This is a genomic window from Rhizobium sp. 25PS6 (assembly GCF_032464655.1).
Taxonomy (GTDB): domain Bacteria; phylum Pseudomonadota; class Alphaproteobacteria; order Rhizobiales; family Rhizobiaceae; genus Rhizobium; species Rhizobium laguerreae.
The window spans coordinates 47,851-73,724 of the sequence record NZ_JAWDIV010000013.1; the positions used below are offsets into that span (position 1 = coordinate 47,851).

Sequence of the window (25,874 nt, forward strand, 5' to 3'; positions counted from 1 at the left end):
CTTCCCTTCCGGGCCGACACGGATCGGCGCCCGGTGGGACCGGCGTGCGCCGCATTGGCAGCGCACGCCCTATCAAGTGCTTACTCGGCCGCGTCGGGCAGCTGAGCTGCCTGCGCCTCGTCAAGCTTGGTGTTCTCGAGCTCGACGCTGAGGCCCAGCGAGCGCATTTCCTTGACGAGAACGTTGAAGCTTTCCGGAATACCGGCTTCGAACGTGTCGTCTCCGCGGACGATGGCTTCGTAGACCTTGGTGCGGCCGGCGACGTCGTCCGACTTCACCGTCAGCATTTCCTGCAGCGTGTAGGCCGCGCCGTATGCTTCGAGCGCCCAGACTTCCATTTCGCCGAAGCGCTGGCCGCCGAACTGCGCCTTGCCGCCCAGCGGCTGCTGGGTCACTAGCGAGTAAGGACCGATCGAACGAGCATGGATCTTGTCGTCGACCAAGTGGTTGAGCTTCAGCATGTAGATGTAGCCCACGGTCACCTGGCGGTCGAACTGTTCGCCGGTACGGCCGTCATAGAGCGTCGACTGACCGCTATCCTTGAGACCTGCCAGACGCAGCATGTCGTTGACGTCGGCTTCGTTCGCGCCGTCGAAAACAGGCGTCGCAATCGAAACGCCGCGCTTCCACTGGTCGGCGAGACGCAGAACCGAGTCATCGTCGAACTCGTGGACCTGTTCGGCCTTGGGGCCGTCTCCGACGACATCGCCGATGGTCTTGCGCAGCGGCTCAATGTTGCCATTGGCCTTGTATGCGTCGATCAGTTCGCCGATTTGGCGACCCATGCCGGCGCAAGCCCAACCCAGATGGGTTTCCAGGATCTGGCCGACATTCATGCGCGAAGGCACGCCGAGCGGGTTCAGAACGACGTCGACATGCGTGCCGTCTTCGAGGAACGGCATGTCCTCCACCGGAACAATGCGCGAGACGACGCCCTTGTTCCCGTGACGGCCGGCCATCTTGTCGCCCGGCTGGATCTTGCGCTTTACGGCGACGAAGACCTTGACCATCTTCATGACGCCAGGGGGCATTTCATCGCCGCGCTGGACCTTTTCGACCTTGTCCATGAAGCGCTGTTCGAGGCGCGACTTGGATTCGTCGTACTGACCGCGGAGCGCTTCGAGCTCGCTCTGGACCTTTTCGTCTTCGACCGCGAACATCCACCACTGCGAGCGGGGATATTCGGAGACGACGGCGTTCGAAAGCTCGGCTCCCTTCTTGAAGCCCTTCGGGCCGGCAATAGAGGCCTGGCCGCGCAGCATCTCGATCAGACGGCCGTAGACGTTACGGTCGAGGATCGCCTGCTCGTCGTCACGATCCTTTGCCAGACGTTCGATTTCTTCGCGCTCGATCGCCATCGCGCGCTCGTCCTTTTCAACGCCGTGGCGGTTAAAGACGCGGACTTCGACGATGGTGCCGTAAGTGCCGGGCGGCATGCGCATGGATGTGTCGCGCACGTCGGAGGCCTTTTCGCCGAAGATGGCGCGCAGAAGCTTTTCTTCCGGCGTCATCGGGCTTTCGCCCTTCGGGGTGATCTTGCCGACGAGGATATCGCCCGGCTGAACTTCGGCGCCGATATAGACGATGCCGGCTTCGTCGAGGTTCTTCAGCGCTTCTTCCGAAACATTCGGAATATCGCGGGTGATTTCCTCAGGACCAAGCTTGGTGTCGCGCGCCATCACTTCGAATTCCTCGATGTGGATGGAGGTGAACACGTCGTCGGCAACGATACGCTCGGAGAGCAGGATCGAGTCTTCGTAGTTGTAGCCGTTCCAGGGCATGAACGCGACGAGCGCGTTGCGGCCGAGCGCCAGGTCGCCGAGATCCGTCGACGGGCCGTCGGCGAGGATGTCGCCGCGGTTGACCTCGTCACCGACAGTGACCAGCGGGCGCTGGTTGACGCAGGTGTTCTGGTTCGAACGCTGGAACTTCTGCAGGCGGTAGATATCGACGCCGGACTTTCCGGCTTCGAGGTCTTCCGTGGCGCGGATAACGATACGCGTCGCGTCGACCTGGTCGACCACGCCGCCGCGGCGGGCGCCAATGGCGGCGCCAGAGTCACGGGCAACGACCGGCTCCATGCCGGTCCCGACGAACGGAGCTTCGGCACGCAGCAACGGCACTGCCTGACGCTGCATGTTCGAGCCCATGAGCGCGCGGTTGGCGTCGTCGTTTTCCAGGAACGGGATGAGCGCGGCTGCGACCGAAACGACCTGCTTCGGCGAGACGTCCATCAGGTTCATGCTGTCGCGCGGGGCGAGCATGACTTCGCCGGCGTGACGGCAGACGACGAATTCGTCGACGAAGGAACCGTCAGCGTTCATCTCGGCATTGGCCTGGGCGACGTAGTACTTCGCCTCTTCCATGGCGGAGAGGTAGAGCACGTCGCTCGTCACCTTGCCGTCGACGATGCGGCGGTACGGGCTTTCGATGAAGCCGTACTTGTTGACGCGGGCAAAGGTCGCAAGCGAGTTGATCAGACCGATGTTCGGGCCTTCCGGCGTTTCGATCGGGCAGATGCGGCCATAGTGAGTCGGATGCACGTCGCGGACTTCGAAGCCGGCGCGCTCACGGGTCAGACCGCCCGGGCCAAGAGCCGAAAGACGGCGCTTGTGGGTGATTTCCGAGAGCGGGTTGACCTGGTCCATGAACTGCGAGAGCTGCGAGGAACCGAAGAATTCGCGCACGGCAGCAGCTGCCGGCTTGGCATTGATCAGATCCTGCGGCATCACCGTGTCGATCTCGATCGAGGACATGCGTTCCTTGATCGCGCGCTCCATGCGCAGCAGGCCGAGACGGTACTGGTTTTCCATCAGCTCGCCGACCGAACGGACGCGACGGTTGCCGAGGTTGTCGATGTCGTCGATCTCGCCCTTGCCGTCGCGCAGTTCGACCAGCATCCTGACCACGGCCAGGATGTCGTCCTTGCGCAGGATGCGGACGGTGTCTTCGACGGTCAGGTCGAGGCGCATGTTCATCTTGACGCGGCCGACGGCGGAGAGGTCGTAACGCTCCGCATCGAAGAACAGCGAATTGAACATGGCTTCGGCCGATTCCATGGTCGGCGGCTCACCCGGACGCATGACGCGGTAGATGTCGAACAGAGCGTCCTGACGGTTCTCGTTCTTGTCGGCTGTCAGCGTGTTGCGGATATAGGCGCCGACATTGATGTGGTCGATGCCGAGAACCGGGATCTCGTCGAAGCCGTTCGCCAGGATGATGCCGAGCGTCTTCTCGTCGATTTCGTCGCCGGCCTCGAGGTAGATCTCACCCGTCGAGTAGTTAACGATGTCGCCGGCAAGATAGTTGCCGTAAAGATCGTCATCGGCGGCCTTGAGTGCCTTCAGGCCCTTGTCGGAGAGCTGGCGCAGCAGGCGCGGGGTCAGCTTCTTGCCGGCTTCCACGACGACTTCGCCGGTATCGGCGTCGACCATCTCGGTGATCGCCTTGGCACCCTTCAGCGTTTCCGGCTTGAAGGGAATGCGCCAGCCTTCGCCGTCGCGCTTGTAGAGCGACTTCGTGTAGAAGGTGTCGAGAATTTCCTCGCCGTCCATGCCGAGCGCCATCAGCAGCGACGTCACGGGGATCTTGCGACGGCGATCGATACGAGCGTAGACGATGTCCTTGGCGTCGAATTCGATATCGAGCCAGGAACCGCGATAAGGGATGACGCGCGCAGCAAAGAGCAGCTTGCCGGACGAATGGCTCTTGCCCTTGTCGTGGTCGAAAAAGACGCCCGGCGAACGGTGCATCTGGGAGACGATGACGCGCTCGGTGCCGTTGACGATGAACGTGCCGTTGTTGGTCATGAGCGGCATGTCGCCCATGTAAACGGACTGTTCCTTGATGTCCTTGATCGACTTCGCGCCGGTATCCTCGTCGATATCGAACACGATGAGGCGCAGCGTCACCTTCAGCGGCGCTGCATAGGTCAGGTCGCGCTGACGGCATTCGTCAACGTCGAACTTCGGCGGTTCGAACTCGTAGGACACGAATTCCAGCATGGATGCGCCGGAGAAATCGGTGATCGGGAAAACCGACTTGAAGACGGCCTGAAGACCCTCATCGGGTCGGCCGCCCTTCGGCTCTTCAACCATCAGAAACTGGTCGTAGGATGCCTTCTGAACCTCGATGAGGTTCGGCATTTCTGCGACTTCGGGGATCTTACCAAAAAACTTGCGTACGCGCCTGCGACCGTTGAACGAAAGGGTCTGAGCCATCGTCGCTCCTTCAAAATCTTGCACCCGGGCCTGCAACGGACGGGAACCGATGGCCAGTCGATCCCGTCAATCAATGAGTAGTTCAATCTCGTCCGACCCCAGAAAACGCTCAGCTCGGATTGCTGTGCTGCCCTCGGTGCGAGACCATCCTTTTGAAGAACCCATTACCCAAAAGCCGTTTCGACGCGGCTTTTGGGTAATTCGTTCAGAAAAACGGCAAATGGGAGGCAGTAGAGATACTGCCTCCCAAAAGCAGTTCAAGATTACTTGACGTCGGCCTTGGCGCCAGCGTCTTCAAGCTTCTTCTTGATGTCAGCGGCTTCAGCCTTGTTGACGCCTTCCTTGACAGCCTTCGGAGCGGCTTCAACGAGATCCTTGGCTTCCTTGAGGCCGAGACCAGTGATGGCGCGGACTTCCTTGATGACGTTGATCTTGTTGGCGCCGACATCCGTGAGGATGACGTCGAATTCAGTCTTTTCTTCTTCAACGACAGCAGCAGCAGCACCGCCGGCAGCGGCAGCAACAGCTACCGGAGCAGCAGCGGAAACGCCCCACTTTTCTTCGAGAAGCTTCGACAGTTCTGCAGCTTCCAGAACGGTCAGCGAGGAGAGGTCGTCAACGATCTTTGCGAGATCAGCCATTTTACTAGTTCCTTTTGTTCGGTTCGAACCGGTTGATTATAAACAGCGAAAAACCGCCTTACGCGGCTTCGTCCTTCTTGGCGTAGGCCGCAAACACGCGGGCAAGCTGGCTTGCCGGTGCTGCAACAACCCCTGCGATGCGGGTAGCCGGTGTCTGGATCATGCCCAGCAGCTTCGCACGCAGCTCATCGAGCGAAGGCAGGGTCGCAAGCGACTTGACTGCATCGGCGTTGAGCGTGGTTGTTCCCATGGCGCCGCCCAGAACAATGATCTTGTCATTGGTCTTGGCGAAATCCATGACGACCTTCGGAGCGGTGATCGGATCGGTGCTGTATGCAATCAGCGTCTGACCCTTGAAGAGATTGGACATCCCTTCCGCTTCCGTACCCTGAAGGGCAATCTTGGCCAGGCGGTTCTTCGCGACTTTGACGGTGCCGCCAGCTGCGCGCATCTTCGAACGAAAATCGTTCATCTGCGCGACTGTGGCACCAGCATAGTGGGCCACGACAACTGAGCCCGAAGCCTTGAAGACTTCGTTCAGTTCCGTGACGAATTCGCGTTTTTCCGCTCTTTCCACTGCCTATCTCCAGTTGGCGGGACCGAAAATGGGCCCGCCGGTTGCCTTTTGCCTCCTGGGATCATGCGAGATCCCAAGCGACGCTTGAGGATCCTGTCCCCCCGCGCTCTCGCGCCAATCAAGGCTAAAGAGGCACAAGGCATCCAAGGCTCGAACCGAGTTCCTAGAAGCGAACTTCTTGCAATTCGGGTCTTACCCGTCTCATGCAGGCACAGTGATTAAGGGAAAACCACCTGCAATCTCGGACAGGATTCCGGATTTCTCCGGAATATTCCGGCCCCTTGCGAGGCCGGAAATTCAGTCGCCGGACTTAAAGCCCGGCCATAAACTTACGCAGCCGGAGCACCGGTGACCGAGCCGGGCTCGATCTTGACGCCCGGACCCATGGTCGACGAAATCGCCACGCGCTTGACGTAGTTGCCCTTGGCGCCAGCCGGCTTCGCCTTGATGACGGCGTCAGCAAAGGCGCGGATGTTTTCTTCCAGAGCCTTGGCGTCGAACGAGGCCTTGCCGATACCGGCATGGACGATGCCAGCCTTCTCGACGCGGAACTCGACAGCGCCGCCCTTGGAAGCCTTGACGGCTCCGGCGACATCCATGGTGACGGTGCCGACCTTCGGGTTCGGCATCATGCCGCGGGGCCCGAGAACCTTACCGAGACGGCCGACGAGCGGCATCATGTCGGGGGTGGCGATGCAGCGATCGAATTCGATCTTGCCGCCCTGGACGATTTCGACGAGGTCTTCGGCGCCGACGATATCGGCACCTGCGGCCTTGGCTTCGTCAGCCTTGGCGCCACGAGCGAAGACGGCGACGCGAACCGTGCGGCCCGTGCCGTTCGGCAGGTTGACGACGCCGCGAACCATCTGGTCCGCATGGCGCGGGTCGACGCCGAGATTCATCGAGACTTCGATGGTTTCGTCGAACTTGGCGACAGCCCGTTCCTTGACCATGCCGATGGCCAGGGTCAGAGCGTAGAGCTTGGTGGGATCAACACCTTCGTTGATCTTCTGCGTGCGCTTACCAGCCATGATCTTAACCCACCACTTCCAGGCCCATGGCGCGGGCAGAGCCCTCGATCATCGCCATTGCACCTTCGATATCCGCTGCGTTCAGATCCTTCATCTTGGCTTCTGCGATCGACTTGATCTGAGCCTTGGTGAGGGAGCCGGCCTTGGCGCCCTTGCCGGGCGTCTTGGAACCGGACGTGATCTTCGCTTCCTTCTTCAGCCAGTAGCTGACCGGCGGCTGCTTCATCGCGAAGGTGAAGGACTTGTCCTGGTAATAGGTAATGACGACCGGAATCGGCATGCCCTTTTCCATTTCCTGCGTGGCGGCATTGAACGCCTTGCAGAATTCCATGATGTTAATGCCACGCTGACCAAGCGCCGGACCAATCGGCGGGGACGGGTTTGCCGATCCTGCCTTGACCTGAAGCTTGAGCTGGCCTGCAACTTTCTTAGCCATATCTCTCTGCCTTTCATGAACGGCCGGTCGCCCGGCCCGTGATGCCGGATCTCTCCGGCGGCTGCGGTTGCGTGGTGCGGATCCTTAGGGTCCGGCTAAGACCCCTCACCTTCCACGCGGGTGCGGACAAGGTCCGCAGGAAACAGGCCGCAAGGGCCAGCTTCCATTTTCTGCAATCAGACCTTCTCGACTTGAGCGTATTCCAGCTCGACCGGCGTTGCGCGGCCGAAGATCGACACTTCCACCTTCAGGCGCGAACGTTCTTCGTCCACATCCTGAACCGTGCCGTTGAACGAGGCAAACGGACCGTCGGAAACGCGGACCTGCTCGCCGATCTCGAAGGTAATGGAGGCCTTCGGCCGCTCGACACCTTCCTGAACCTGACCGAGAATGCGCTCGGCTTCATAATCCGGAATCGGAACGGGCTTATTGTCGGAGCCGAGGAAACCTGTGACCTTCGGCGTATTCTTGATCAGGTGGTAGGCTTCGTCGGTCAGATTGGCACGAACCATGACATAGCCCGGGAAAAACTTGCGCTCGGAATCGACCTTGCGGCCGCGACGCACTTCCACCACCTTTTCAGTCGGCACGAGGATCTTCTCGAACAGATGCTCAAGCCCCTTCTGGCGAGCCTTGTTCTCGATGTCTTCAGCCACCTTCTTTTCAAAATTTGAATATGCGTGGACGATGTACCAACGTGCCGCCATTTTCATCTCCACCCGTATCAGTTGCCGGTATTCAGCACGAAGCTCAGAGCCCAGCCGATCAGCTGGTCAGCGGCAAAGAAAAACAGCGCGGCGAAAACCACCATCACCAGCACCATGACCGTCGAGATCATGGTCTCGCGGCGCGACGGCCATGTAACTTTCGACGTCTCGGAGCGAACCTGCTGCAGAAACGCAAACGGATTGGATTTGGATGCCATCGACTGCCCACGCAATTACGGCGCGTAAAGCTGAAACTATCAGCCCCACGCACCGCGTGTCTGTTGAACCCTAAATAAACACCGATTTCCGAATACACAAGGGGGAAACCGAAGTTTAACGAAATTACTTACCACCAATCAATCCCCGACCGGAAATGCCGCGAGCATGTCCGCGCTGTCCCGCATCCAGGAAAATGGCAGGGGCAGTAGGGCTCGAACCTACGACCTGCGGTTTTGGAGACCGCCGCTCTACCAACTGAGCTATACCCCTTCATACAGATCATTCAGCGCCAGGGCCAAGGCCCGCAAATCGCTGCTGAAAAGCATGGCGCTCCCTTTAGGACGACGGCACGGGATTGGCAAGCACGATTTTCGATTTTCAAAGCCATTCTCCTGATATGCGAGCGATCGGCCTTTCAATCGGGTAATCACGATCCGTTTAGACCTTCACGTACTTCCGCCAATCGTGCTCCTCCTTAAAGCCCAGCACATCGCGGATCTTGCGGTTGGAGAGCAATCCCTCATATTCGCCGATCTCGCGGGTGAAGGGCACGTTCGGAAAGAATCGCTTCGCGAGTTCCTTCGACGGCGTATTGGCCGAGACGGTATCGTTGGCGGCGTTGAAGACCTGGTAGCCGAGACCGTCCTTCTCGATGCAGAGATGGCAGATCTGCCCGAGGTCGCGGGCATCGATATAGCTCCAGGCGATGCGCTTGCGCATCTCGGGATTGGCGAAATAGGTCGGAAACTTCTCGTATTCGTCAGGCTCGATGACGTTGCCGATGCGCAGCGCATAGATGTCGAAGCCCGAACGTTCGGCAAAGGCGCGCGCCGTCTTTTCGTTGACCACCTTGGAAAGGCCGTAGGAATCCATCGGATTGACGTCATAATCCTCCTCCAGCGGGAACTGATGGAAATCGCGATGGCCTTCGGCGAAGCAGACGCCGTAAGTCGTCTCGCTAGATGCGACGATGACCTTGCGGATGCCGAGTTTCACCGCCGCCTCGATGACATTATAGGTTCCCATCGTGTTGATGCGGAAGGTTTCGTTGTCGGGCTTGATCAGGATGCGCGGGATGGCGGCGAAATGCACGACGGCGTCGAAGGGCTGCACGCCCCTGCCGGCGTCGAGATCGGGAAAATCGCGATGCATCGAGAACGCGTTGAAGACCTGGCCGCTATCGGTGATGTCGGCGATGAGATTGGTGACGCCGGGGCTATCCAGCGGCACGAGATCGAGGTTGTGAACCTCGTAGCCGGCATTGACGAGCCACGGCACCGCATGGCGACCTGCCTTGCCCGAACCGCCGGTGAATAGAATACGTCTCTTCATGGAATATCCTCCGCGTCATGAAATCGGAGGCATAGATAGACGCTTCCGCGCGAAGAGCAAGCGAGCGTCCCGCAAGGGTTCACCCCCGCGTCGCCAGGAGCATCCTATCCGGGAGCACCTGACCGCGTACTTCCGATCACCGCAGAACCCTGCGATGCTCGGCAAAGGTCGTCACTTGACGACACTTACCTCGCCAATCTGCACGACGGCAGACTGAACAACTTCTTGCGGAATTGCAGCGATGAAAAACATCGTGAAAACATACATCGCGAATATCGTAGCAGCGAATGTGGCCTTTGGAATCATCCGGGCTCTCCTCTTTGCAAGAAGGAGTCTGGACTACAATGGTCCAATCACAAACCGGTTTCTGAACGTGAGATGAACAAAATACTGTGACAGGGCAATTTAACGATATTTTTACAACACCTGTTAAACCTACAGGAAGCCATGAAAATGAAAAACCCCGCTGTTTCCAGCGGGGTCTTCATAATTGCGGATAACTCGAAAGTTACTCGACGATCGACGCGACGATACCGGCGCCGACGGTGCGGCCGCCTTCGCGGATGGCGAAACGCAGCTTTTCTTCCATCGCGATCGGAACGATCAGCTCGACCGATACCGTGACGTTGTCGCCCGGCATGACCATCTCCGTACCTTCCGGCAGCGTCACGATGCCCGTCACGTCGGTCGTGCGGAAGTAGAACTGCGGACGATAGTTGGTGAAGAACGGCGTATGACGGCCACCCTCTTCCTTCGTCAGGATGTAGGCTTCAGCCATGAACTTCTTGTGCGGCTTGACCGAACCCGGCTTGCACAGGATCTGGCCACGCTCAACGCCATCACGGGTAACGCCGCGGATCAGCGCGCCGATGTTGTCGCCAGCCTGGCCCTGATCGAGCAGCTTGCGGAACATTTCAACGCCGGTCACCGTCGTCTTCGTCGTCGGGCGGATGCCGACGATCTCGACTTCTTCGCCAACCTTGACGATGCCACGCTCGACGCGGCCGGTCACAACCGTGCCGCGGCCAGAGATCGAGAACACGTCTTCGATCGGCAGCAGGAACGGCAGGTTGATCGGACGCTCAGGCGTCGGGATGTAGGCGTCGACAGCGGCCATCAGTTCGCGGATCGCGTCTTCGCCGATCTTCTTGTCCGAATCTTCGAGAGCAGCAAGTGCGGAACCCTTGACGATCGGGATATCGTCGCCCGGGAAGTCGTAGGACGACAGCAGTTCGCGCACTTCGAGCTCGACCAGTTCGAGAAGCTCGGCGTCGTCAACCTGGTCAACCTTGTTCAGGAACACCACGATTGCCGGAACGCCGACCTGGCGGGCGAGCAGGATGTGTTCGCGCGTCTGCGGCATCGGGCCGTCAGCAGCCGAGCACACCAGGATCGCGCCGTCCATCTGGGCAGCACCGGTGATCATGTTCTTGACGTAGTCGGCGTGGCCGGGGCAGTCGACGTGGGCGTAGTGGCGCGCCGGCGTCTCGTACTCAACGTGGGCCGTCGAAATCGTGATGCCACGCGCCTTTTCTTCCGGAGCCGCGTCGATCTGATCGTACGCCTTGTACTCACCGAAGTACTTCGTGATCGCTGCCGTCAGAGACGTCTTACCGTGGTCAACGTGGCCAATCGTGCCAATGTTGACGTGCGGCTTGTTGCGCTCAAACTTACTCTTTCCCATTTGAATGCTTCCTGTGAACGAAAATGGTGGCCCCGGCGAACCGGTTTAGTGCCGCCGTTTAAGGCTTTCGGCGACATTGCGCAAGACTTAATTGCAGACGCCAAACTTGGCCTGACAGCGCATATGGGAGACAATTCGCCGCCTGCAAGGCGATTCGCCGAAGCCCCCTCGAAAATCGCTGAAATCTTAGAGAAAATCGCATTGACCGCCAGAGACGCGCTATAGACGTTCGGCGTCGAGCGCCCTTCCCTACCAGTCGATAATCGCAATCGTCAGCTTCTCCGCCAGCGCCGGAGATATCTCGGGGACTATCACAGCAGCGGTCGAATAAAGTAGCGTAACGGAAACTGGAGCGGGTAGCGGGAATCGAACCCGCGTATTCAGCTTGGAAGGCTGCTGCTCTACCATTGAGCTATACCCGCGGGGTGGTCCGATCCGATGACGAATGGTGGAGAGAGTTGGATTTGAACCAACGTAGGCTGAGCCAACGGATTTACAGTCCGTCCCCTTTAACCACTCGGGCATCTCTCCAGTTTCGTCCGGATCGCAAGACCAAGTTCGTCAGACTTCGAAGCGTTGCCGCCCGTCGTCTGCGCCGCGTATATGACCGGAGCATTTCAGTCTGTCAACACGATGACAACGGAAAAAACACGAAAAATTTCATTCGCCACCGAAAGCCGGCATATGAAAGAAAGCCTATGCGGCAGCGAGCGCCATGGCTATAAAGCTGCATGAGCAAAGACAACAAATCCGGCGGCAAGACCGCGACAGACCCATCCGCCAAGGATACGCATTACGCCACTCTGCGGCGCGCCCACCGCGACGCCAAGCGCGAACGCGGGGAGATTCCGACACCTCAGCCGCAGAAGCGCAAGCGCGGCGGCGATGACTGGAAGCCGCCGGCGCTTGCGCCCGACCAAGTGCATCTCTATGGCCTGCATACGGTGCGTGCAGCGCTCGACAATCCCGAGCGCAAGAAGATCAAGCTGTTCGTGACGCAGAACGCGCTGGCGCGCCTCGAAGTCGACGTCGAGGCGCTCGGAATTCCCTTCGAGATCGTTTCGCCGCAAGAGATCGACAAGGTGCTCGGCCCCGAGGCGATCCATCAGGGCGTCATGCTGGAAACACGGCCGCTTCCGGTACGCCGGCTCGAAGCACTGAAGGAAAGCCCTCTCCTGCTCGTCCTCGATCAGGTGACCGATCCGCACAATGTCGGCGCGATCATGCGCTCGGCCGTCGCCTTCAATGCCGGCGCGGTGATCACCACGCAGCGACACAGCCCGACCGAATCGGGCGTGCTCGCCAAGTCCGCCTCCGGCGCGCTGGAACTGATACCTTATATACAGGTCACCAATCTCGCCGATGCGCTCGGTGAATTGCACAAGCTCGGTTTCTCCACCATCGGCCTTGATTCGGAAGGGCCGGCGCCACTCGAAGGCACCTTCTCGGGCGAGAAAGTGGCGCTCGTGCTCGGCTCCGAGGGCAAGGGACTTCGGCAGAAGACGCGGGAAACCGTCAACGCACTTGCCCGTCTCGACATGCCGGGCTCGATCAAATCGCTCAACGTCTCGAATGCAGCTGCAATCGCGCTTTATGCGGCGCGGCTCCACCTGAAGGCATAGGCTGACCCGCAGGCAATCATTCAAAGTACTACAACGTCCTTGCGCGTCTGAAGAGACGCACGGCGCTGTCGTCGCGACAAAGGGGAATTGTCATGATCCGTTTTATTCCCGGGCTCGCGGCTTCGGCAGCACTCCTTGTCTGCGGTCTCGCATACGGGCAGGATATCGATCCCGATATTCTCAAAGCGCAAGCCGGAACTTATCTCATTGCCCCGGAAGACGGTGCGGCTGGATGCCGGCTGACGCTGGAAACCGACGAAGCGATCGGCGGCTATTCGCTCTCCGGACAGGACTCCTGCATCAAGCCGCTGCCGGCACTTGCGGAAGCCTATTCGTGGAATTTCGACGGCAATGGCGGCGTTATCCTGATCGATGCGACGCGCAAGATGCTCGCCCGTTTTGTCGAAAACGAAGGCCAGCCGATGAAGACGGAGGGTGATGCGCCGTTTTTGCTGATCGCGGCCCCTGACGGCTTCGATCGCCTGCCGACCGTCACCAGCCTTGCCGGGACATGGACGATGCAAAGACCGGACGGCGAAAGGCTCTGCGGCGTGACGCTCAACGGCCATGTCGATGCGGACGGCAACGCGCCGCTATCACTTTCCGAGGATTGCACTGCCAATGTCGCCAGGCTGAAGCTCGCAGTCTGGCACATCGAGGGTTTCGGGCTGACGCTGATGGGCAGTGACGGTTCGTCGCTTGGCTTCGACATGCGCGCCGACGGCATTTTCGACAAGTCGAAAGAGGAAGGCGGCAAGCCGCTTTCGCTCGTCCGCCGCTAACCCGCAGCCAGGCTTAGATGTCGGAAAAATCTACTTTTACCTTGGAATGACGCCCTGGAGCACTATGATCGGGCGATGACCGGTTGTTGCCACCGGCTCAGAAGCAAGAAGGAACGATCCCTATCATGGCCATTCGACCGCTGATTTTCGGTATCCTCTTCATCGCGGTCTTCGTCGTGATTATCCTCAGCATCATCTGGGTGGACACCTCGCACCCCGTCCACCAGCCCGATCCCCTGTCACCGATGGTGCCCGGCCCCGCGACGCCGGGACCGGTGCAATAATTCTGGCAGGAACGCGGACGGAGATCAGGATCGAGGCGAGCGTCAACGAGCCCGTCACTTACTAAAGTAACGGCCCGGATGATCCGGGCCGTTATCGTCAGCTGCGATAGAGCCAGAACGGCATTCCGCGATCGCGATCGCGCCACTCGCGGCGCTCCTGCCAACGCTCGGCACGCCACCGCCGCCAGTGACGGCGATTATCGCGCCAGTCGGACCGGCGCCAATCGCGCTCATGGCGCCAGCCACGTTCGTCACGGTCGCGATCACGTCGCCAGCCACGATCGTCACGGTCGCGATCGCCTCGCCAGCCATCACGAATTTGAACGATATCGCCCTGCGTCGACACCGTCGGCCGCTCGCCCGACATGGCAGCTGCCGGTGCGACGGACGCAAAAGCCGCACCGATGGAAATGGTTGCGGCGAGAAAGAGATGAGCGAGTTTCATGGCTGTTTCCTCATTGATGATGAGGCGAAGATAGGCGGGCGCGGCTGAATTGGCGGTGAAGCAGCCCTTCACGCGCGGTTCATCGAACGATATGAACCTTCTGAAAGATCTGCTGGCGCGATTGATCGGAACAGCGTCGAACCCAGGCTATGGTTTAGAAAGGCGGTATCGTGGGGAAAGATGGTGCAGCTGACCGGATCATTCTGGAACCAGTCCGCCTTCGTTCCTGACGGAACTACGACGCGACAGCCTCCGCTTAGCTGCTCTCTTCGGCTCGCCGAGCCGAAGCTCACGGAGCGTAGGCTGGTGCCCCCGCCAGGGTTCGAACCCGGGACCCCCTGATTACAAATCAGGTGCTCTACCAACTGAGCTACAAGGGCGTTAGTTGCCCCAACTAGCAGATTCTATAATTCTGTAAAGGGAAAATCCGTGTCTGCGCGGACAGCTCGGCTGCAGCTCAAAACGCTTCGCAATAGAAAACGTCCTTGTCGCGCAAGGCCTTTATCCTTTAGCTAGGGCAGCATCATAAAGGGCATTGCATGGGCCGTTCATTTCAGACGCTTTCCTTTCTCGCCTCACCAACGACGGAGGCGCTTGCCGCGCGCGAGGAGTTGATTGGCATCTATGGCGACGTCCCGGCTGACGAAGCCGACGTCATCGTCGCGCTCGGCGGCGACGGTTTCATGCTGCAGACGCTGCACAACACCATGAATTCCGGCAAGCTGGTTTACGGCATGAATCGCGGCTCGGTCGGTTTCCTGATGAACGATTATCGGACCGACCGGCTTCAGGAGCGCATCTGCGTCGCCGTCGAAAACGTCTTTCGGCCATTGCAGATGACGACGGCCAACGCCGACGGCACCAACTCGACGGCGCTCGCCATCAACGAAGTCTATCTTTTTCGCCAGTCCTATCAGGCCGCTAACCTGAGGGTCATGGTGGACGGGCGCGTCCGTCTGGAGGAACTGATCTGCGACGGGCTGATGGTGGCGACACCTGCCGGATCGACGGCTTATAATCTTTCCGCCCATGGCCCGATCCTGCCGCTCGAGGCGCCGCTACTCGCCATGACGCCGGTCAGCGCTTTCAGGCCGCGGCGCTGGAGGGGCGCTCTGCTGCCGAACAAGGTGACCGTCGATATCGACATTCTCGAGCCGGAGAAGCGGCCGGTGAACGCAGTGGCCGACAATACCGAGGTCAAGTCGGTGCTGCATATCCGCATCGCCCAGTCGGAGCATGTGACGGCGCGCATCCTTTCTGATCCCGACCGCTCCTGGTCCGACCGTATTCTCGCCGAGCAGTTCAAGGATTGAGACGATGGCAATGCGACGGATATTGATGACCAGCCTCCTGCTTGCGGGATGGAGCATTGCAGCGGAGGCTACTCCGGCGCAGGATACCCTCCTGCCGGCATCGGTGATTTTCGCGACCAGCACCGGCTATTGGGAGGACGACGGCAACGCACCTGATGTCGAGCGGGCGCCGACGGGCGCCGAGGGCGTTGCCAACCCCGAAGGAGAAGGGACGCCGCGCCACGGCTACTACAAGCTCTTTGCCGTGCGCCAGCCGGACAGAACCTCGAAGGTCTATCTGCAGCAGATTGCCCAGACCGAGACCGGCCCGGCGATCGCCTCGACCATCGAGTTGCAGGAGTTCAGCGACCTGAAGCCTTACGTGACCGATATCCGCCCGGAGAATTCGAACGGCATCATCAAGCAGCCGGGGCTCTTCGCCACGGTCTATCTGAAGACAGACCCTGCCGCGGAGCCGGATGGCTGGACCGTGCTGATCGACGAATTCGGCGACATCACCGTCGAGAAGGCGACGAATTGAACGGCTGGGACGTGTTCACAGGGGCATCCAAGAGATGAAACTGGGCTTTCGCGACGGCGTCCTCTACGACGAGAAAAGGTCGAACTGGGACGCCGCCGGCCCCAGACCCATCAACTGGTCTCTCTGGTACCCCGCCGCCGATGACGCGCAAAGCGACGTCCCGGAAAGAAGCTGGTTCCAGAAGGCGGCCGTCGCCCGCGATGCCCCCATCCGGCCGGAGGCCGGGCCCTATCCCCTCGTCCTGTTGTCGCATGGCACCGGCGGATCCGCGGCTGGACTGGAGTGGCTGGCGCGACGCCTGGTCGATCGCGGATTTGCAGCGCTCGGCGTCAGCCACCACGGCAATACCGGCATCGAGCCCTATCGCGCTGAAGGCTTTGCCTGCCTTTGGGAGCGGGCGCCGGATCTAAGCTACATGCTCGACCATTGCGATGCGTGGCTCAGCGATCTCTCAGGCCATATCGATACGAACAGTGTCTTCGCAGCCGGATTTTCGGCCGGAGCCTATGGCGTGACGCTGCTTCTTGGCGCTGTCGCCCAGTTCTCGCAGTTCGAACCGTCCAGGATGAAGCCGGGTGGCGCGCGCGGACCGAGGGAATTTCCCGACCTTGCCGATCATATCCCGGCATTGCTGCGCACCAGCGATGTGTTTCGCAATTCGTGGTCCCGCATGTCGAAGTCCTACCGAGACGACAGAATCAAGGCCGCACTCCTTTGCGCGCCGGGCCGGTCCGTTCTCGGCTTCAGCGAGGAAAGCCTGAAAGCCGTCGATGCGCCTGCCCTTATCCTGGTCGGTGATGCCGACCAGGCGGCACCCGCCGAAGAATGTTCATCGTGGCTGCATGCGCGGCTGCGGCGCGGCGCTCTTAAAATCTTCGGCGGCGGCCTTGGACATTATGTCTTCGTGCCAGAGGGCACGGCGCTCGGCCTCGCCTTTGCGGCAGAACTCTTTACCGATCCCCCCGGCATCGAGCGCGCAGCCATTCATGACGAGATTGCCGATCTGTCGGCAGCGCTGTTTCAAGACAGCGGCATTACAGCGCCGCGCGTCTTTTCAGACGCGCAAAGGACGCTGTAACATTTTGAATTGCTGCATAATGGTTTGAGCAAAAAGGAAAGCCCCGTCTCCGGGGCTTTCCAACTCAATCCATTGTCAATCCGATCAGTCGACATCCTCGACGACCGCGTCGGCGGCGCCGCTGATGCGGTGGGCAAGTGCTGCTTCCATGAACTCGTTCAGGTCGCCGTCGAGAACGTCGTCCGGCGCGCTGCTGGCGACACCAGTGCGCAGGTCCTTGACCATCTGATAGGGCTGCAGCACGTAGGAGCGGATCTGGTGACCCCAGCCGATCTCCGTCTTGGAAGCGGCTTCGGCACTGGCGGCGTCCTCACGCTTCTTCAATTCGGCTTCATACATGCGGGCACGCAGCATGTCCCAGGCCTTGGCGCGGTTCTTGTGCTGCGAGCGCTCCTGCTGGCACTGTACGACGATACCCGTCGGGATATGCGTGATGCGCACGGCCGAGTCGGTGGTGTTGACGTGCTGCCCGCCGGCGCCCGACGAACGATAGGTATCGATGCGGCAGTCGCTTTCGTTGATCTCGATCTGGATCGAGTCATCGACAACCGGATAGACCCAGATCGACGAGAAGGAGGTGTGCCGGCGCGCATTGCTGTCGTAGGGCGAGATGCGCACCAGCCGGTGCACGCCCGATTCCGTCTTCAGCCAGCCATAGGCATTGTGGCCCTTGACGAGCAGGGTCGCGGACTTGATGCCCGCCTCTTCGCCGTCATGGACTTCGAGAAGCTCGACCTTGAAGCGCTGGCGTTCGGCCCAGCGGGTGTACATGCGCAAAAGCATGTTCGCCCAGTCCTGGCTTTCGGTGCCGCCGGCGCCGGAATGGACTTCGAGATAGGTGTCGTTTCCATCGGCTTCGCCGGAGAGCATGGCTTCCACCTGGCGCCGCGCGGCCTCGGCCTTCAAAGCCTTCAGCGCGTCTTCGGCTTCCTTGACGACGCACTCGTCGCCCTCTTCCTCGCCAAGCTCGATCAACTCGATATTGTCATTCAGCTGCTGCTCGAGCTGTTTGACGCCGTTGATGCCGTCATCGAGCTGCTGGCGCTCGCGCATCAGCTTCTGCGCTTCGGAAGCGTCGTTCCAGAGGTTCGGATCCTCTGCCTTGTTGTTCAACCAGTCCAGCCGTCTTATCGCCTGGTCCCAGTCAAAGATGCCTCCTCAGCAGGGTGATAGCCTGCTTGGTTTCATCGACCACGTTTTCGATTTCCGCTCGCATTTTCCTGCTTCTCTGTCTCGGTCTTCTTCAGGTGCTGGTGACATAGAGACGCCCACCGCGGATGTAAAGGGCCGCGGCGGGCGTGTGAAATTCAGGCCTCAGTCAGAACAGGCCGGGCGTGCCGGTCTGGACGGCCTGGTTCGCCTGCGGCGACGTTTTCAGGATTTCCTCCGGCGCCATGGTGCTGTCCATTCCGATGACGGAGAAGCTGTCGGCCGGGCCGGTACCGGGCTTGAAGGCCTCGATGATGGTGTTCGGATCGCCGTCGACGGCGGCCATGCCGGTCTTGCGGTCGATCGGGATCAGGTTCATGCCTGATGGAATGACGAATTTCGATTCCGGCGTGTCCTTGACGGCCACCTGCATAAATTCGTTGAAGATCGGGGCGGAGAGACCGCCGCCGGTGCCGCCGCGGCCGAGCGGGCCCGGCGTATCGAAGCCCATATAGAGGCCTGCGACCAAATCCGGCGTGAAGCCGACGAACCAGGCATCCTTCTCGTCGTTGGTGGTGCCGGTCTTTCCGGCGACGTCGCGACCGCCGAGATCGATCTTGCCGGCAGCGGTGCCGCGCTGGATGACGCCCTGCATCATCGAGGTGATCTGGTACGCGGTCATCGGATCGAGAACGGTTTCGCGATTGTCGACGACATTCGGCTCTTCCTGGTTCTGCCAGTCGCCGGCGTTACAGCCCTCGCAGAGACGCTCCTCATGCCTGAAGATCGTCTTGCCGTAGCGGTCCTGGATGCGGTCGATCAATGTCGGCTTGATCTGCTTGCCGCCATTGGCGATGACCGAGTAGGCCGAGACCATGCGCAGCACTGTCGTGTCGCCGGCGCCGAGCGACATGGAAAGAACCGGCAGCATGTGATCGTAGATGCCGAAGCGCTCGGCATATTCGGCGACGATGTTCATGCCGAGATCGTTGGCGAGGCGCACCGTCATCAGATTGCGCGAATGCTCGATGCCCGAACGCAGCGTCGACGGGCCGCCGGATTCGCCGCCGTAGTTTTCCGGCCTCCAGACTTGGCCGCCCGAGACGATTTCGATCGGCGCATCCATGATGACCGAGGCCGGCGTATAACCATTGTCCATCGCCGCGGCATAGACGAAGGGCTTGAACGAAGAGCCCGGCTGGCGCATCGCCTGGGTGGCGCGGTTGAATTCGGACTGGGCATAGGAGAAGCCGCCGACCATGGCGAGCACGCGGCCGGTCTTCGGATCCATGGCGACCAGGCCACCCTGCACCTTCGGCGGCTGCTGCAGGCGATAGGAGGTCGACGCGTCATCACCGAGCTTTGCGACATAGACAACGTCACCGGGGGACACGGCGCCGACCGGCGATTTCGTGGTCTTGCGGGCGCCGTCGGCCGAACGGAAGGCCCACTGCATGTTCTTGGCGTCGATCGTGCCGCGCTGGCGATCGGCCGCAACCTTGCCACTGCCATCCTTGGCCGGCTGCAGGCCGATGTCGACGGTGCTGTCTGACACGGCGAGTACCACGGCAAGCCGCCATTCCGGCACATCGGACAATGCGGGGATATCGGCTAGCGCCTTGCCCCAATCACCGCTTGCATCGATCTGCTTGATCGGGCCGTGGAAACCGCGGCGCTCGTCGTAAGTGACCAGACCGTCCTGCAGCGCCTTGCGGGCAGCGACCTGCATCTGCGGATCAAGTGACGTGCGCACCGAAAGGCCGCCCTCATAGAGGACTTTTTCGCCGTACTGGTCGATCAGCTGGCGGCGCACGGCTTCGGCGAAATAATCCGAAGCAAAGAGCGAGGGGCCGGTGGTGCGGGCGGTGACACCAAGCGGCTGCTTCTTGGCTTCCTCGCCGTCGCTCTGGCTGACATAGCCGTTCTCGACCATCCGGTCGATCACCCAGTTGCGACGCTCGAGTGCAGCTTCCGGATGGCGGAACGGATGATAATTGGCAGGACCCTTCGGCAGCGATGCCAGGTAGGCGGCTTCGGCGACGGTCAGTTCGGTGACGGATTTGTTGAAATAGGTGAGTGCTGCGCCGGCGATGCCATAAGAATTCAGACCGAAGAAGATCTCGTTCAGGTAGAGTTCGAGGATCTTGTCCTTGCTGTAGGCCTGCTCGATACGGAAGGAGAGGATCGCTTCCTTGATCTTGCGGTCGATCGTCTGGTCCGAGCTCAAAAGGAAGTTCTTGGCCACCTGCTGGGTGATTGTGGAGGCGCCGACCGGGCGGCGGCCGGAACCGAAATTCTGCAGGTTGACGAGGATTGCGCGGCCGAGACCGGTCAGATCAACGCCCGGGTGATTATAGAAATTCTTGTCTTCGGCCGACAGGAAAGCCGCCTTCACACGGTCGGGAACCGCCTGGATCGGTAGGAAGAGACGCTTTTCCTTGGCATATTCGGCCATCAAAGCGCCGTTGCCGGCATGGACGCGGGTCGTCACCGGCGGCGCGTAGCTGTTCAGAACGGCATAGTCCGGGAGATCCTTCGCGACATTGGCGAGATAGATGGCAATACCCGCCGCCGCGACCAGAAACAGGACGCAGGCCATTCCGAAGAAATATCCAAAAAGTCTAACCATATTTCAGCTACCGGTCTTTTCGATCTTCAATCGGCGCAGACGCAACGATTGTAAAGATCAAGGCAATTTGCACGTTGCGCGGCTTACTCCATGAGCGCTACCGCCACAAGCCGATTCCGCGCTCAAGGCTTACGAAACATAAGCCGGAGTAACGGCGCGAATGTGAGCAAAATAGGGCTGTCTGCGCCGCATTCACCGCCGCGGCCGCGTTTCATTAGAACTGTCACATCCAAGCAACGCCTGTTCCCGCCGCCAATCTGAGGTGTCTTGCTCAGAATTTGATTCATGCGGCGCACTTAAATCTTTGTTTTTATGAATCTTTGTTTTATGCGGGCCGCCGTGCCGCAACCACTACAGATTTTTGGACGGCGGCCGTCAGCCGCCATTCGCCATGACGGCGGCGCGGTATCGCTTGACTGCGTCGGTCAAGAGACCGGCGATCCTGCCGCGCCAGGCCTCGTCGAGCAGCAGTTTCTCGTCCTCGGCATTCGAGAGGAACCCGATCTCGAGAAGGATCGACGGCACGTCAGGGGCCTGCAGCACGCGGAAGCCGGCATGACGGTGCGGATTGTTGATGGTGGAGACCTGATCCTTGAAAGAATTCAGCACACTCTCGGCCAGCGAGATGGAGAAAGCCTGGGTCTCGCGCCGCGTCAGATCGAGCAGGATGTCGGCGACCTCGGGCGGCTCGGCGACCGCCTCCTTGCCGGCGATCTGATCGGAGAGGTTTTCACGTTCGGCAAGGTCGGCGGCCAGCTTGTCGGATGCCTTGTCGGAGATCGTGTAGACGGTGGCGCCGCGGATATCCTTCTGCTTCAGCGTATCGGCATGCAGCGAAATGAACAGGCCGGCATGGTTCTGGCGGGCGATCAGCACACGCTGCGAAAGCGACAGGAACTCGTCATCCTCGCGCGTCAGGAAAGCCTTGATACCCGGCTCCTTGTTTAGCCGGTCGGTCAAGGCCTTGGCGAAGGCGAGCGTTACCTGCTTTTCCTCGGTCTTGGTGTCGACGCCGATCGCGCCAGTGTCGATGCCGCCATGGCCGGCGTCAACGGCGATGATGAAATCGCCAGGAGCAGCCTTTTGCGGTGCCGGAATAGCGCTCGTCGTCTGAGCCGCCTCAGACCGATCGCTCCAGGATTGCGTCTTCACCAGTTCGGCAAAGGCCTTCTTGTCGATCATCTCCGCATCGAGCACGAGGCGATGGCCGTTGCCCGTCTCATCGGCCTGCACCTTGGCAAGCGCCAGCTTCACCGGCCCTGCCGTCGTCAGCACGATGCGGGCGCTCTCTTCGTCCATCTTGCCGTAGCGGATATCCTTGAACAGGCCGCGGGCGGCAAGATCTTTCGCCGGAAAACCGAAGGCGGTCGCCGGCAAGTCAACGACGATGCGTTCCGGATTGGCGATATAGTGGACGGAGAAACGCGGCTCGCGATCGAAATCGATGACGATGCGGGTCCTTGCGTCGTCGCCGACGATGCGCGCGCCATAGGCAAGCAGCGGATCCCTGGCCTCGACAGAGCTGGCAGCGGCCGGCAGGAGACTAGCAGTCAAAAGCGCCGCCAGAACCCGCCTTGCGAATGTCGATCGCCGCGCTGCGGATTTCGCCGCGATCCGAGCCCTCTTAAACAATAAACCGCCACACCCTATCTGTATTGCGATGGACCCGACGCGGCTGCGGCCAACGTCCTGTGACGAAACACCCGCTTCAGCCTGCCGAATCGCGATCACTTTATCCCAGCTTGTATGCGTTGCGAAATCCATCAATATTATGGCACATTTGGCTTTCCCCTTGCTATTGTGACACAGAAAACATACAACGAATTTCAGGGTAAAGTGTTGACGGGATAGAGTCGCCGCAAAGGCTGCCAGCCAGATCAGGACCTGGCGCCACACCGGTCATCGTCCGCCGTCTCATGTGCTTAATCCCTAGAACTCGATCCTGATTTTCCGGCTTATTGTCGGAATTCATTGGTGGATCAGCCACCACGCTCTCAGGGAGCAAACTCATCGGACCCGAACGGGTCTTCGTATTTGTCGATCACGCTTGGTTGTTGATGGTTTCGCAGCAGGTTTTATCTGAAGTGTACAGGCCCCGGACCGAAATGGTTCCGGCTGCGGTCTGGCTGCTGCCCTCCCCCTCGCATCAGGCGCGACTTTCATTATCCGGCGCGGCTACAGTGGACCGCATTCTTTCTGTCTCAACAGCAGTCGGGAATGCGCTCTCGCGGCCACGCCGAGGAGCACAGCTTTCATGGCAGACAAAATGCTTATCGATGCGTCTCACGAGGAAGAGACGCGCGTCGTTGTCGTTCGCGGGAACCGCATAGAAGAATTTGACTTCGAGTCCCAGCACAAGAAGCAGATCCGCGGCAACATCTATCTTGCAAAGGTAACGAGGGTCGAACCCTCGCTGCAGGCCGCCTTCGTCGATTACGGCGGCAACCGGCACGGCTTCCTGGCCTTCGCCGAAATCCATCCCGACTATTATCAGATACCGCTTGCCGACCGTCAGGCACTGCTTCGGGCCGAAGCCGAGGAGCATCGCCGCGACGAAGATGTCGAGCATGTCGAAACCGCACCGATGGTCGATCTTTCCAAGCAGGATCAGCCGGATGTCGGCATCGTTCCGGCAGAGGCGCCGGAAACGGCTGCCGTAACGGAAGAGACCGCAGCGGTAGAGGCCGCGGCATCACCCGAGGCCACCGAGGAAGCGCCGGCCAAGAAGGCAAGGCCGCGCCGCAGCCGCAAGAAGGTCGTAGAACCGGTTACCGAAACGACCGCGACCGAGGATGCTGTTCCCACAGACGTCGAAGCCGAAGGCGCTTCGAGCGTCGACAATGAGGATGACGGTTCGACCGGCGGCGCGATGGCTGCGATGGTGGAAACCGACTCGATTTCCGAGGACGTCGATACCAGCAAGCGTCGCCACGATGACGACGACGACGATGACGATCACGGTGAAGAGGAAGTCATCGAATCCGTCGGCGCCGAAGACGCGATGGAAGAAGTGCCGGACCGCGTGCAGCGCAAGCCGCGCAAGCAGTACCGCATTCAGGAAGTGATCAAGCGCCGCCAGATCCTGCTCGTGCAGGTCGCCAAGGAAGAGCGCGGCAACAAGGGTGCAGCCCTTACAACCTATCTCTCGCTCGCCGGCCGCTATTCTGTGCTGATGCCGAACACGGCGCGCGGCGGCGGCATTTCCCGCAAGATCACCAACCCTGCCGACCGCAAGCGCCTGAAGGAAATTGCGCGCCTGCTTGAGGTGCCGCAGGGCATGGGCGTCATCCTTCGCACCGCCGGTGCCAACCGCACCAAGGTCGAGGTCAAGCGCGACTTCGAATATCTGATGCGCCTCTGGGAGAATGTGCGCACGCTGACGCTGGCGTCCACGGCTCCCTGCCTCGTCTATGAGGAGGGCTCGCTGATCAAGCGTTCGATCCGCGACCTCTACAACAAGGATATCAGCGAAGTCATCGTTTCCGGCGAAGAAGGCTATCGTGAAGCGAAAGACTTCATGAAGATGCTGATGCCGAGCCATGCCAAGGTGGTTCAGCCCTACCGCGACATCCATCCGATCTTTTCGCGTTCCGGCATCGAGGCTCAGCTCGACCGCATGCTGCAGCCGCAGGTGACGCTGAAGTCTGGCGGCTACTTGATCATGAACCAGACCGAAGCGCTGGTCTCGATCGACGTCAACTCCGGCCGCTCGACTCGCGAACATTCGATCGAAGACACCGCGCTGCAGACGAACCTCGAGGCTGCAGACGAAGTCGCCCGCCAGCTTCGCCTTCGCGACCTTGCCGGCCTGATCGTCATCGACTTCATCGACATGGAAGAGAAGCGCAACAACCGCGCCGTCGAGAAGAAGCTGAAGGAATGCCTGAAGAACGACCGCGCCCGCATCCAGGTCGGCCGGATCTCGCATTTCGGCCTGCTCGAAATGTCGCGCCAGCGCATCCGCGCTTCGGTTCTCGAATCGACCACGCAGGTCTGCTCGCATTGCGGCGGTAGCGGCCATGTGCGTTCGCAGTCCTCCGTCGCCCTGCATGTCCTGCGCGGCATCGAGGAATATCTGCTGAAGAACACCACGCACAACATCACCGTGCGCACCACGCCTGACATCGCGCTCTACCTGCTCAACCACAAGCGCCAGACGATCGTCGATTATGAGAGCCGCTTCGGCGTCGCGATCATCATCGATGCGGACGGCTCGGTCGGCGCGCAACATTTCGCGATCGATCGCGGCGAGCCGGTGGAAAACCCGGTCAAGATCGAAACCCTCTTCAACTTCGCAGCCATTCCTGAGGATGACGACGACGATATCGTCATCGAAGTGGATGAGGAGGAAGACGAGGAACTCGAGGAAAAGCCGGTCGTTGCCGAGCGGCCCGTCGCGGCACGCGCGGAAGGCGAAGCTGACGGCAACCGCAAGCGCAAGCGCCGCAGGCGCCGCCGCGGCCGCAACGGCAATTCCGAACAGCCGGTATCAGCAGGCGAAGCTGGCGACGAGGATGAGGAAGGCGACGACGAGGGCGGCGAAGGTGATGAAAACGCCGAGGCCACGCCCGAGACACGCGCTGAAAGCGAGGAATCGCAGCGCCGCAAGCGCCGGCGTCGCGGCAAGCGTGGCGGCCGCCGCAATCGCGCCGAAGATGGCTCCGAACTGACGGCCGGCGAAGCCGGTGAAGACAATGGCGGCGACGAAGACGAAGGCGATGACGTTTCGAACGACGGCGCTCCGAGCGAAGCCGTAGCGGTCGAGGCGATTGCCGAACAGGCCGACGAAGGCCAGGCCGCGATGGCAGCCGTCGAGAGCGCGCCTGTCATAACCGAAGAGGTAAAGCCCGCCCGCGCCCGCGGCCGCCGCAAACCGGCCGCAACGCCGGTCGAGGAACCGGTTGCAGAGACGGCCCCTGTGGCCGAGGCCGAACCGGAATTGGTGGAAGCCTCCGCCGATCTCGAAACATCAGTTCAGGAAGAAGCAAAGCCGGTTCGCGCCAACCGCGAATCCAACATCTCCTCCTCCGAGCCGACGGTGAAATCCACCCGCGTCGAGAATGGCGAAGGCGATGACGGCAAGCCGAAGAAAGCCGGCTGGTGGCAGCGCCGTGGCTTCTTTTGAACGCTAATTTTCGGACGTAAACACTGAAATCCGGCCGCGGCGACGCGGCCGGATTTTCGTTTATGACGAGGGCTCGTGGC

At 60.4% G+C, this 25,874-nt stretch carries 21 protein-coding genes and 4 tRNA genes; 7 read left to right on the plus strand and 18 right to left on the minus strand.

Annotation, left to right across the window (positions count from 1 at the left end):
• Positions 1-80: 80 nt before the first annotated feature.
• The 13 genes from rpoB to RWK44_RS19560 all read right to left on the minus strand — a co-directional run bounded on the left by rpoB (position 81) and on the right by RWK44_RS19560 (position 11,378).
• Positions 81-4,220, minus strand: a complete 4,140-nt coding sequence (rpoB, locus tag RWK44_RS19500; RefSeq protein ID WP_020049536.1) for a DNA-directed RNA polymerase subunit beta — start codon at positions 4,218-4,220, stop codon at positions 81-83.
• A gap of 263 nt (positions 4,221-4,483) precedes the next feature.
• Positions 4,484-4,861 (minus strand): 50S ribosomal protein L7/L12, encoded by a 378-nt coding sequence (gene rplL / locus RWK44_RS19505; RefSeq protein WP_020049535.1) that lies wholly within the window; start codon positions 4,859-4,861, stop codon positions 4,484-4,486.
• Between the two features lie 58 nt (positions 4,862-4,919).
• A complete protein-coding gene (rplJ, locus tag RWK44_RS19510; RefSeq protein ID WP_003547522.1) occupies positions 4,920-5,438 on the minus strand; it encodes a 50S ribosomal protein L10 in 519 nt (172 codons plus the stop codon).
• A 329-nt stretch (positions 5,439-5,767) separates the two neighbouring features.
• Positions 5,768-6,469, minus strand: coding sequence for a 50S ribosomal protein L1 (gene rplA / locus RWK44_RS19515; RefSeq protein ID WP_003547520.1), 702 nt, complete (start codon positions 6,467-6,469; stop codon positions 5,768-5,770).
• A 4-nt stretch (positions 6,470-6,473) separates the two neighbouring features.
• Positions 6,474-6,905 carry a 50S ribosomal protein L11 gene (rplK, locus tag RWK44_RS19520; RefSeq protein ID WP_003547518.1) on the minus strand — a complete coding sequence of 144 codons (432 nt, stop codon included), beginning with the start codon at positions 6,903-6,905 and terminating at the stop codon, positions 6,474-6,476.
• 176 nt (positions 6,906-7,081) lie between these two features.
• Complete coding sequence (gene nusG, locus RWK44_RS19525) at positions 7,082-7,612, minus strand: transcription termination/antitermination protein NusG (protein WP_003547516.1); 531 nt, start codon at positions 7,610-7,612, stop codon at positions 7,082-7,084.
• A gap of 17 nt (positions 7,613-7,629) precedes the next feature.
• Positions 7,630-7,830 (minus strand): preprotein translocase subunit SecE, encoded by a 201-nt coding sequence (secE, locus tag RWK44_RS19530; RefSeq protein WP_003547514.1) that lies wholly within the window; start codon positions 7,828-7,830, stop codon positions 7,630-7,632.
• 195 nt (positions 7,831-8,025) lie between these two features.
• Positions 8,026-8,101 (minus strand) — tRNA-Trp (locus tag RWK44_RS19535).
• A 168-nt stretch (positions 8,102-8,269) separates the two neighbouring features.
• Positions 8,270-9,163, minus strand: a complete 894-nt coding sequence (locus RWK44_RS19540; protein ID WP_168282624.1) for an NAD-dependent epimerase/dehydratase family protein — start codon at positions 9,161-9,163, stop codon at positions 8,270-8,272.
• A 171-nt stretch (positions 9,164-9,334) separates the two neighbouring features.
• Positions 9,335-9,469: a hypothetical protein gene (locus RWK44_RS19545; protein ID WP_003547509.1), complete on the minus strand. Its 135-nt coding sequence runs from the start codon at positions 9,467-9,469 to the stop codon at positions 9,335-9,337.
• A gap of 202 nt (positions 9,470-9,671) precedes the next feature.
• Positions 9,672-10,847, minus strand: coding sequence for an elongation factor Tu (gene tuf / locus RWK44_RS19550; protein WP_020049533.1), 1,176 nt, complete (start codon positions 10,845-10,847; stop codon positions 9,672-9,674).
• Positions 10,848-11,195: 348 nt separating this feature from the next.
• Positions 11,196-11,269 (minus strand) — tRNA-Gly (locus tag RWK44_RS19555).
• 24 nt (positions 11,270-11,293) lie between these two features.
• Positions 11,294-11,378 (minus strand) — tRNA-Tyr (locus tag RWK44_RS19560).
• Between the two features lie 200 nt (positions 11,379-11,578).
• Here RWK44_RS19560 and rlmB point away from each other — a divergent pair.
• From rlmB to RWK44_RS19575, 3 genes are all read left to right on the plus strand, one after another.
• Positions 11,579-12,469 (plus strand): 23S rRNA (guanosine(2251)-2'-O)-methyltransferase RlmB, encoded by an 891-nt coding sequence (gene rlmB, locus RWK44_RS19565; protein ID WP_168254907.1) that lies wholly within the window; start codon positions 11,579-11,581, stop codon positions 12,467-12,469.
• Between the two features lie 92 nt (positions 12,470-12,561).
• Complete coding sequence (locus tag RWK44_RS19570) at positions 12,562-13,251, plus strand: AprI/Inh family metalloprotease inhibitor (protein ID WP_168286296.1); 690 nt, start codon at positions 12,562-12,564, stop codon at positions 13,249-13,251.
• Positions 13,252-13,376: 125 nt separating this feature from the next.
• A complete protein-coding gene (locus RWK44_RS19575) occupies positions 13,377-13,535 on the plus strand; it encodes a hypothetical protein (RefSeq protein WP_020049529.1) in 159 nt (52 codons plus the stop codon).
• 97 nt (positions 13,536-13,632) lie between these two features.
• Here the strand turns inward: RWK44_RS19575 and RWK44_RS19580 are convergent, their stop codons facing one another.
• A complete protein-coding gene (locus RWK44_RS19580; RefSeq protein WP_221946207.1) occupies positions 13,633-14,052 on the minus strand; it encodes a hypothetical protein in 420 nt (139 codons plus the stop codon).
• Positions 14,053-14,284: 232 nt separating this feature from the next.
• Positions 14,285-14,360: transfer RNA gene (locus tag RWK44_RS19585), tRNA-Thr, on the minus strand.
• A 159-nt stretch (positions 14,361-14,519) separates the two neighbouring features.
• Between RWK44_RS19585 and RWK44_RS19590 the strand changes: the two genes are divergently transcribed.
• The 3 genes from RWK44_RS19590 to RWK44_RS19600 are packed head-to-tail and all read left to right on the plus strand — an operon-like array spanning position 14,520 to position 16,891.
• Positions 14,520-15,293: an NAD kinase gene (locus RWK44_RS19590; protein ID WP_025394132.1), complete on the plus strand. Its 774-nt coding sequence runs from the start codon at positions 14,520-14,522 to the stop codon at positions 15,291-15,293.
• A 4-nt stretch (positions 15,294-15,297) separates the two neighbouring features.
• Positions 15,298-15,813, plus strand: coding sequence for a hypothetical protein (locus RWK44_RS19595; RefSeq protein WP_131664200.1), 516 nt, complete (start codon positions 15,298-15,300; stop codon positions 15,811-15,813).
• A 34-nt stretch (positions 15,814-15,847) separates the two neighbouring features.
• The gene (locus tag RWK44_RS19600) at positions 15,848-16,891 is read left to right on the plus strand and encodes an alpha/beta hydrolase family protein (protein WP_131664201.1); all 1,044 of its coding nucleotides are present in this window, start codon (positions 15,848-15,850) and stop codon (positions 16,889-16,891) included.
• Positions 16,892-16,975: 84 nt separating this feature from the next.
• Here the strand turns inward: RWK44_RS19600 and prfB are convergent.
• From prfB to RWK44_RS19615, 3 genes are all read right to left on the minus strand, one after another.
• Positions 16,976-18,107, minus strand: a protein-coding gene (prfB, locus tag RWK44_RS19605) for a peptide chain release factor 2 (protein ID WP_316029282.1) whose coding sequence is annotated in 2 segments (ribosomal slippage) — positions 16,976-18,037 and positions 18,039-18,107 — 1,131 coding nt in all. Because the reading frame shifts where the segments join, the coding sequence is not laid out codon by codon here.
• A 102-nt stretch (positions 18,108-18,209) separates the two neighbouring features.
• On the minus strand, positions 18,210-20,669 hold the full coding sequence (locus tag RWK44_RS19610) for a penicillin-binding protein 1A (protein WP_131664203.1): 2,460 nt from the start codon (positions 20,667-20,669) through the stop codon (positions 18,210-18,212).
• Between the two features lie 375 nt (positions 20,670-21,044).
• Positions 21,045-22,301 carry an N-acetylmuramoyl-L-alanine amidase gene (locus tag RWK44_RS19615; protein ID WP_316029283.1) on the minus strand — a complete coding sequence of 419 codons (1,257 nt, stop codon included), beginning with the start codon at positions 22,299-22,301 and terminating at the stop codon, positions 21,045-21,047.
• A gap of 622 nt (positions 22,302-22,923) precedes the next feature.
• On the opposite strand from RWK44_RS19615, the gene RWK44_RS19620 reads away from it, so the two are divergent.
• Positions 22,924-25,794 carry an Rne/Rng family ribonuclease gene (locus tag RWK44_RS19620; RefSeq protein WP_131664205.1) on the plus strand — a complete coding sequence of 957 codons (2,871 nt, stop codon included), beginning with the start codon at positions 22,924-22,926 and terminating at the stop codon, positions 25,792-25,794.
• Positions 25,795-25,874: the final 80 nt, after the last annotated feature.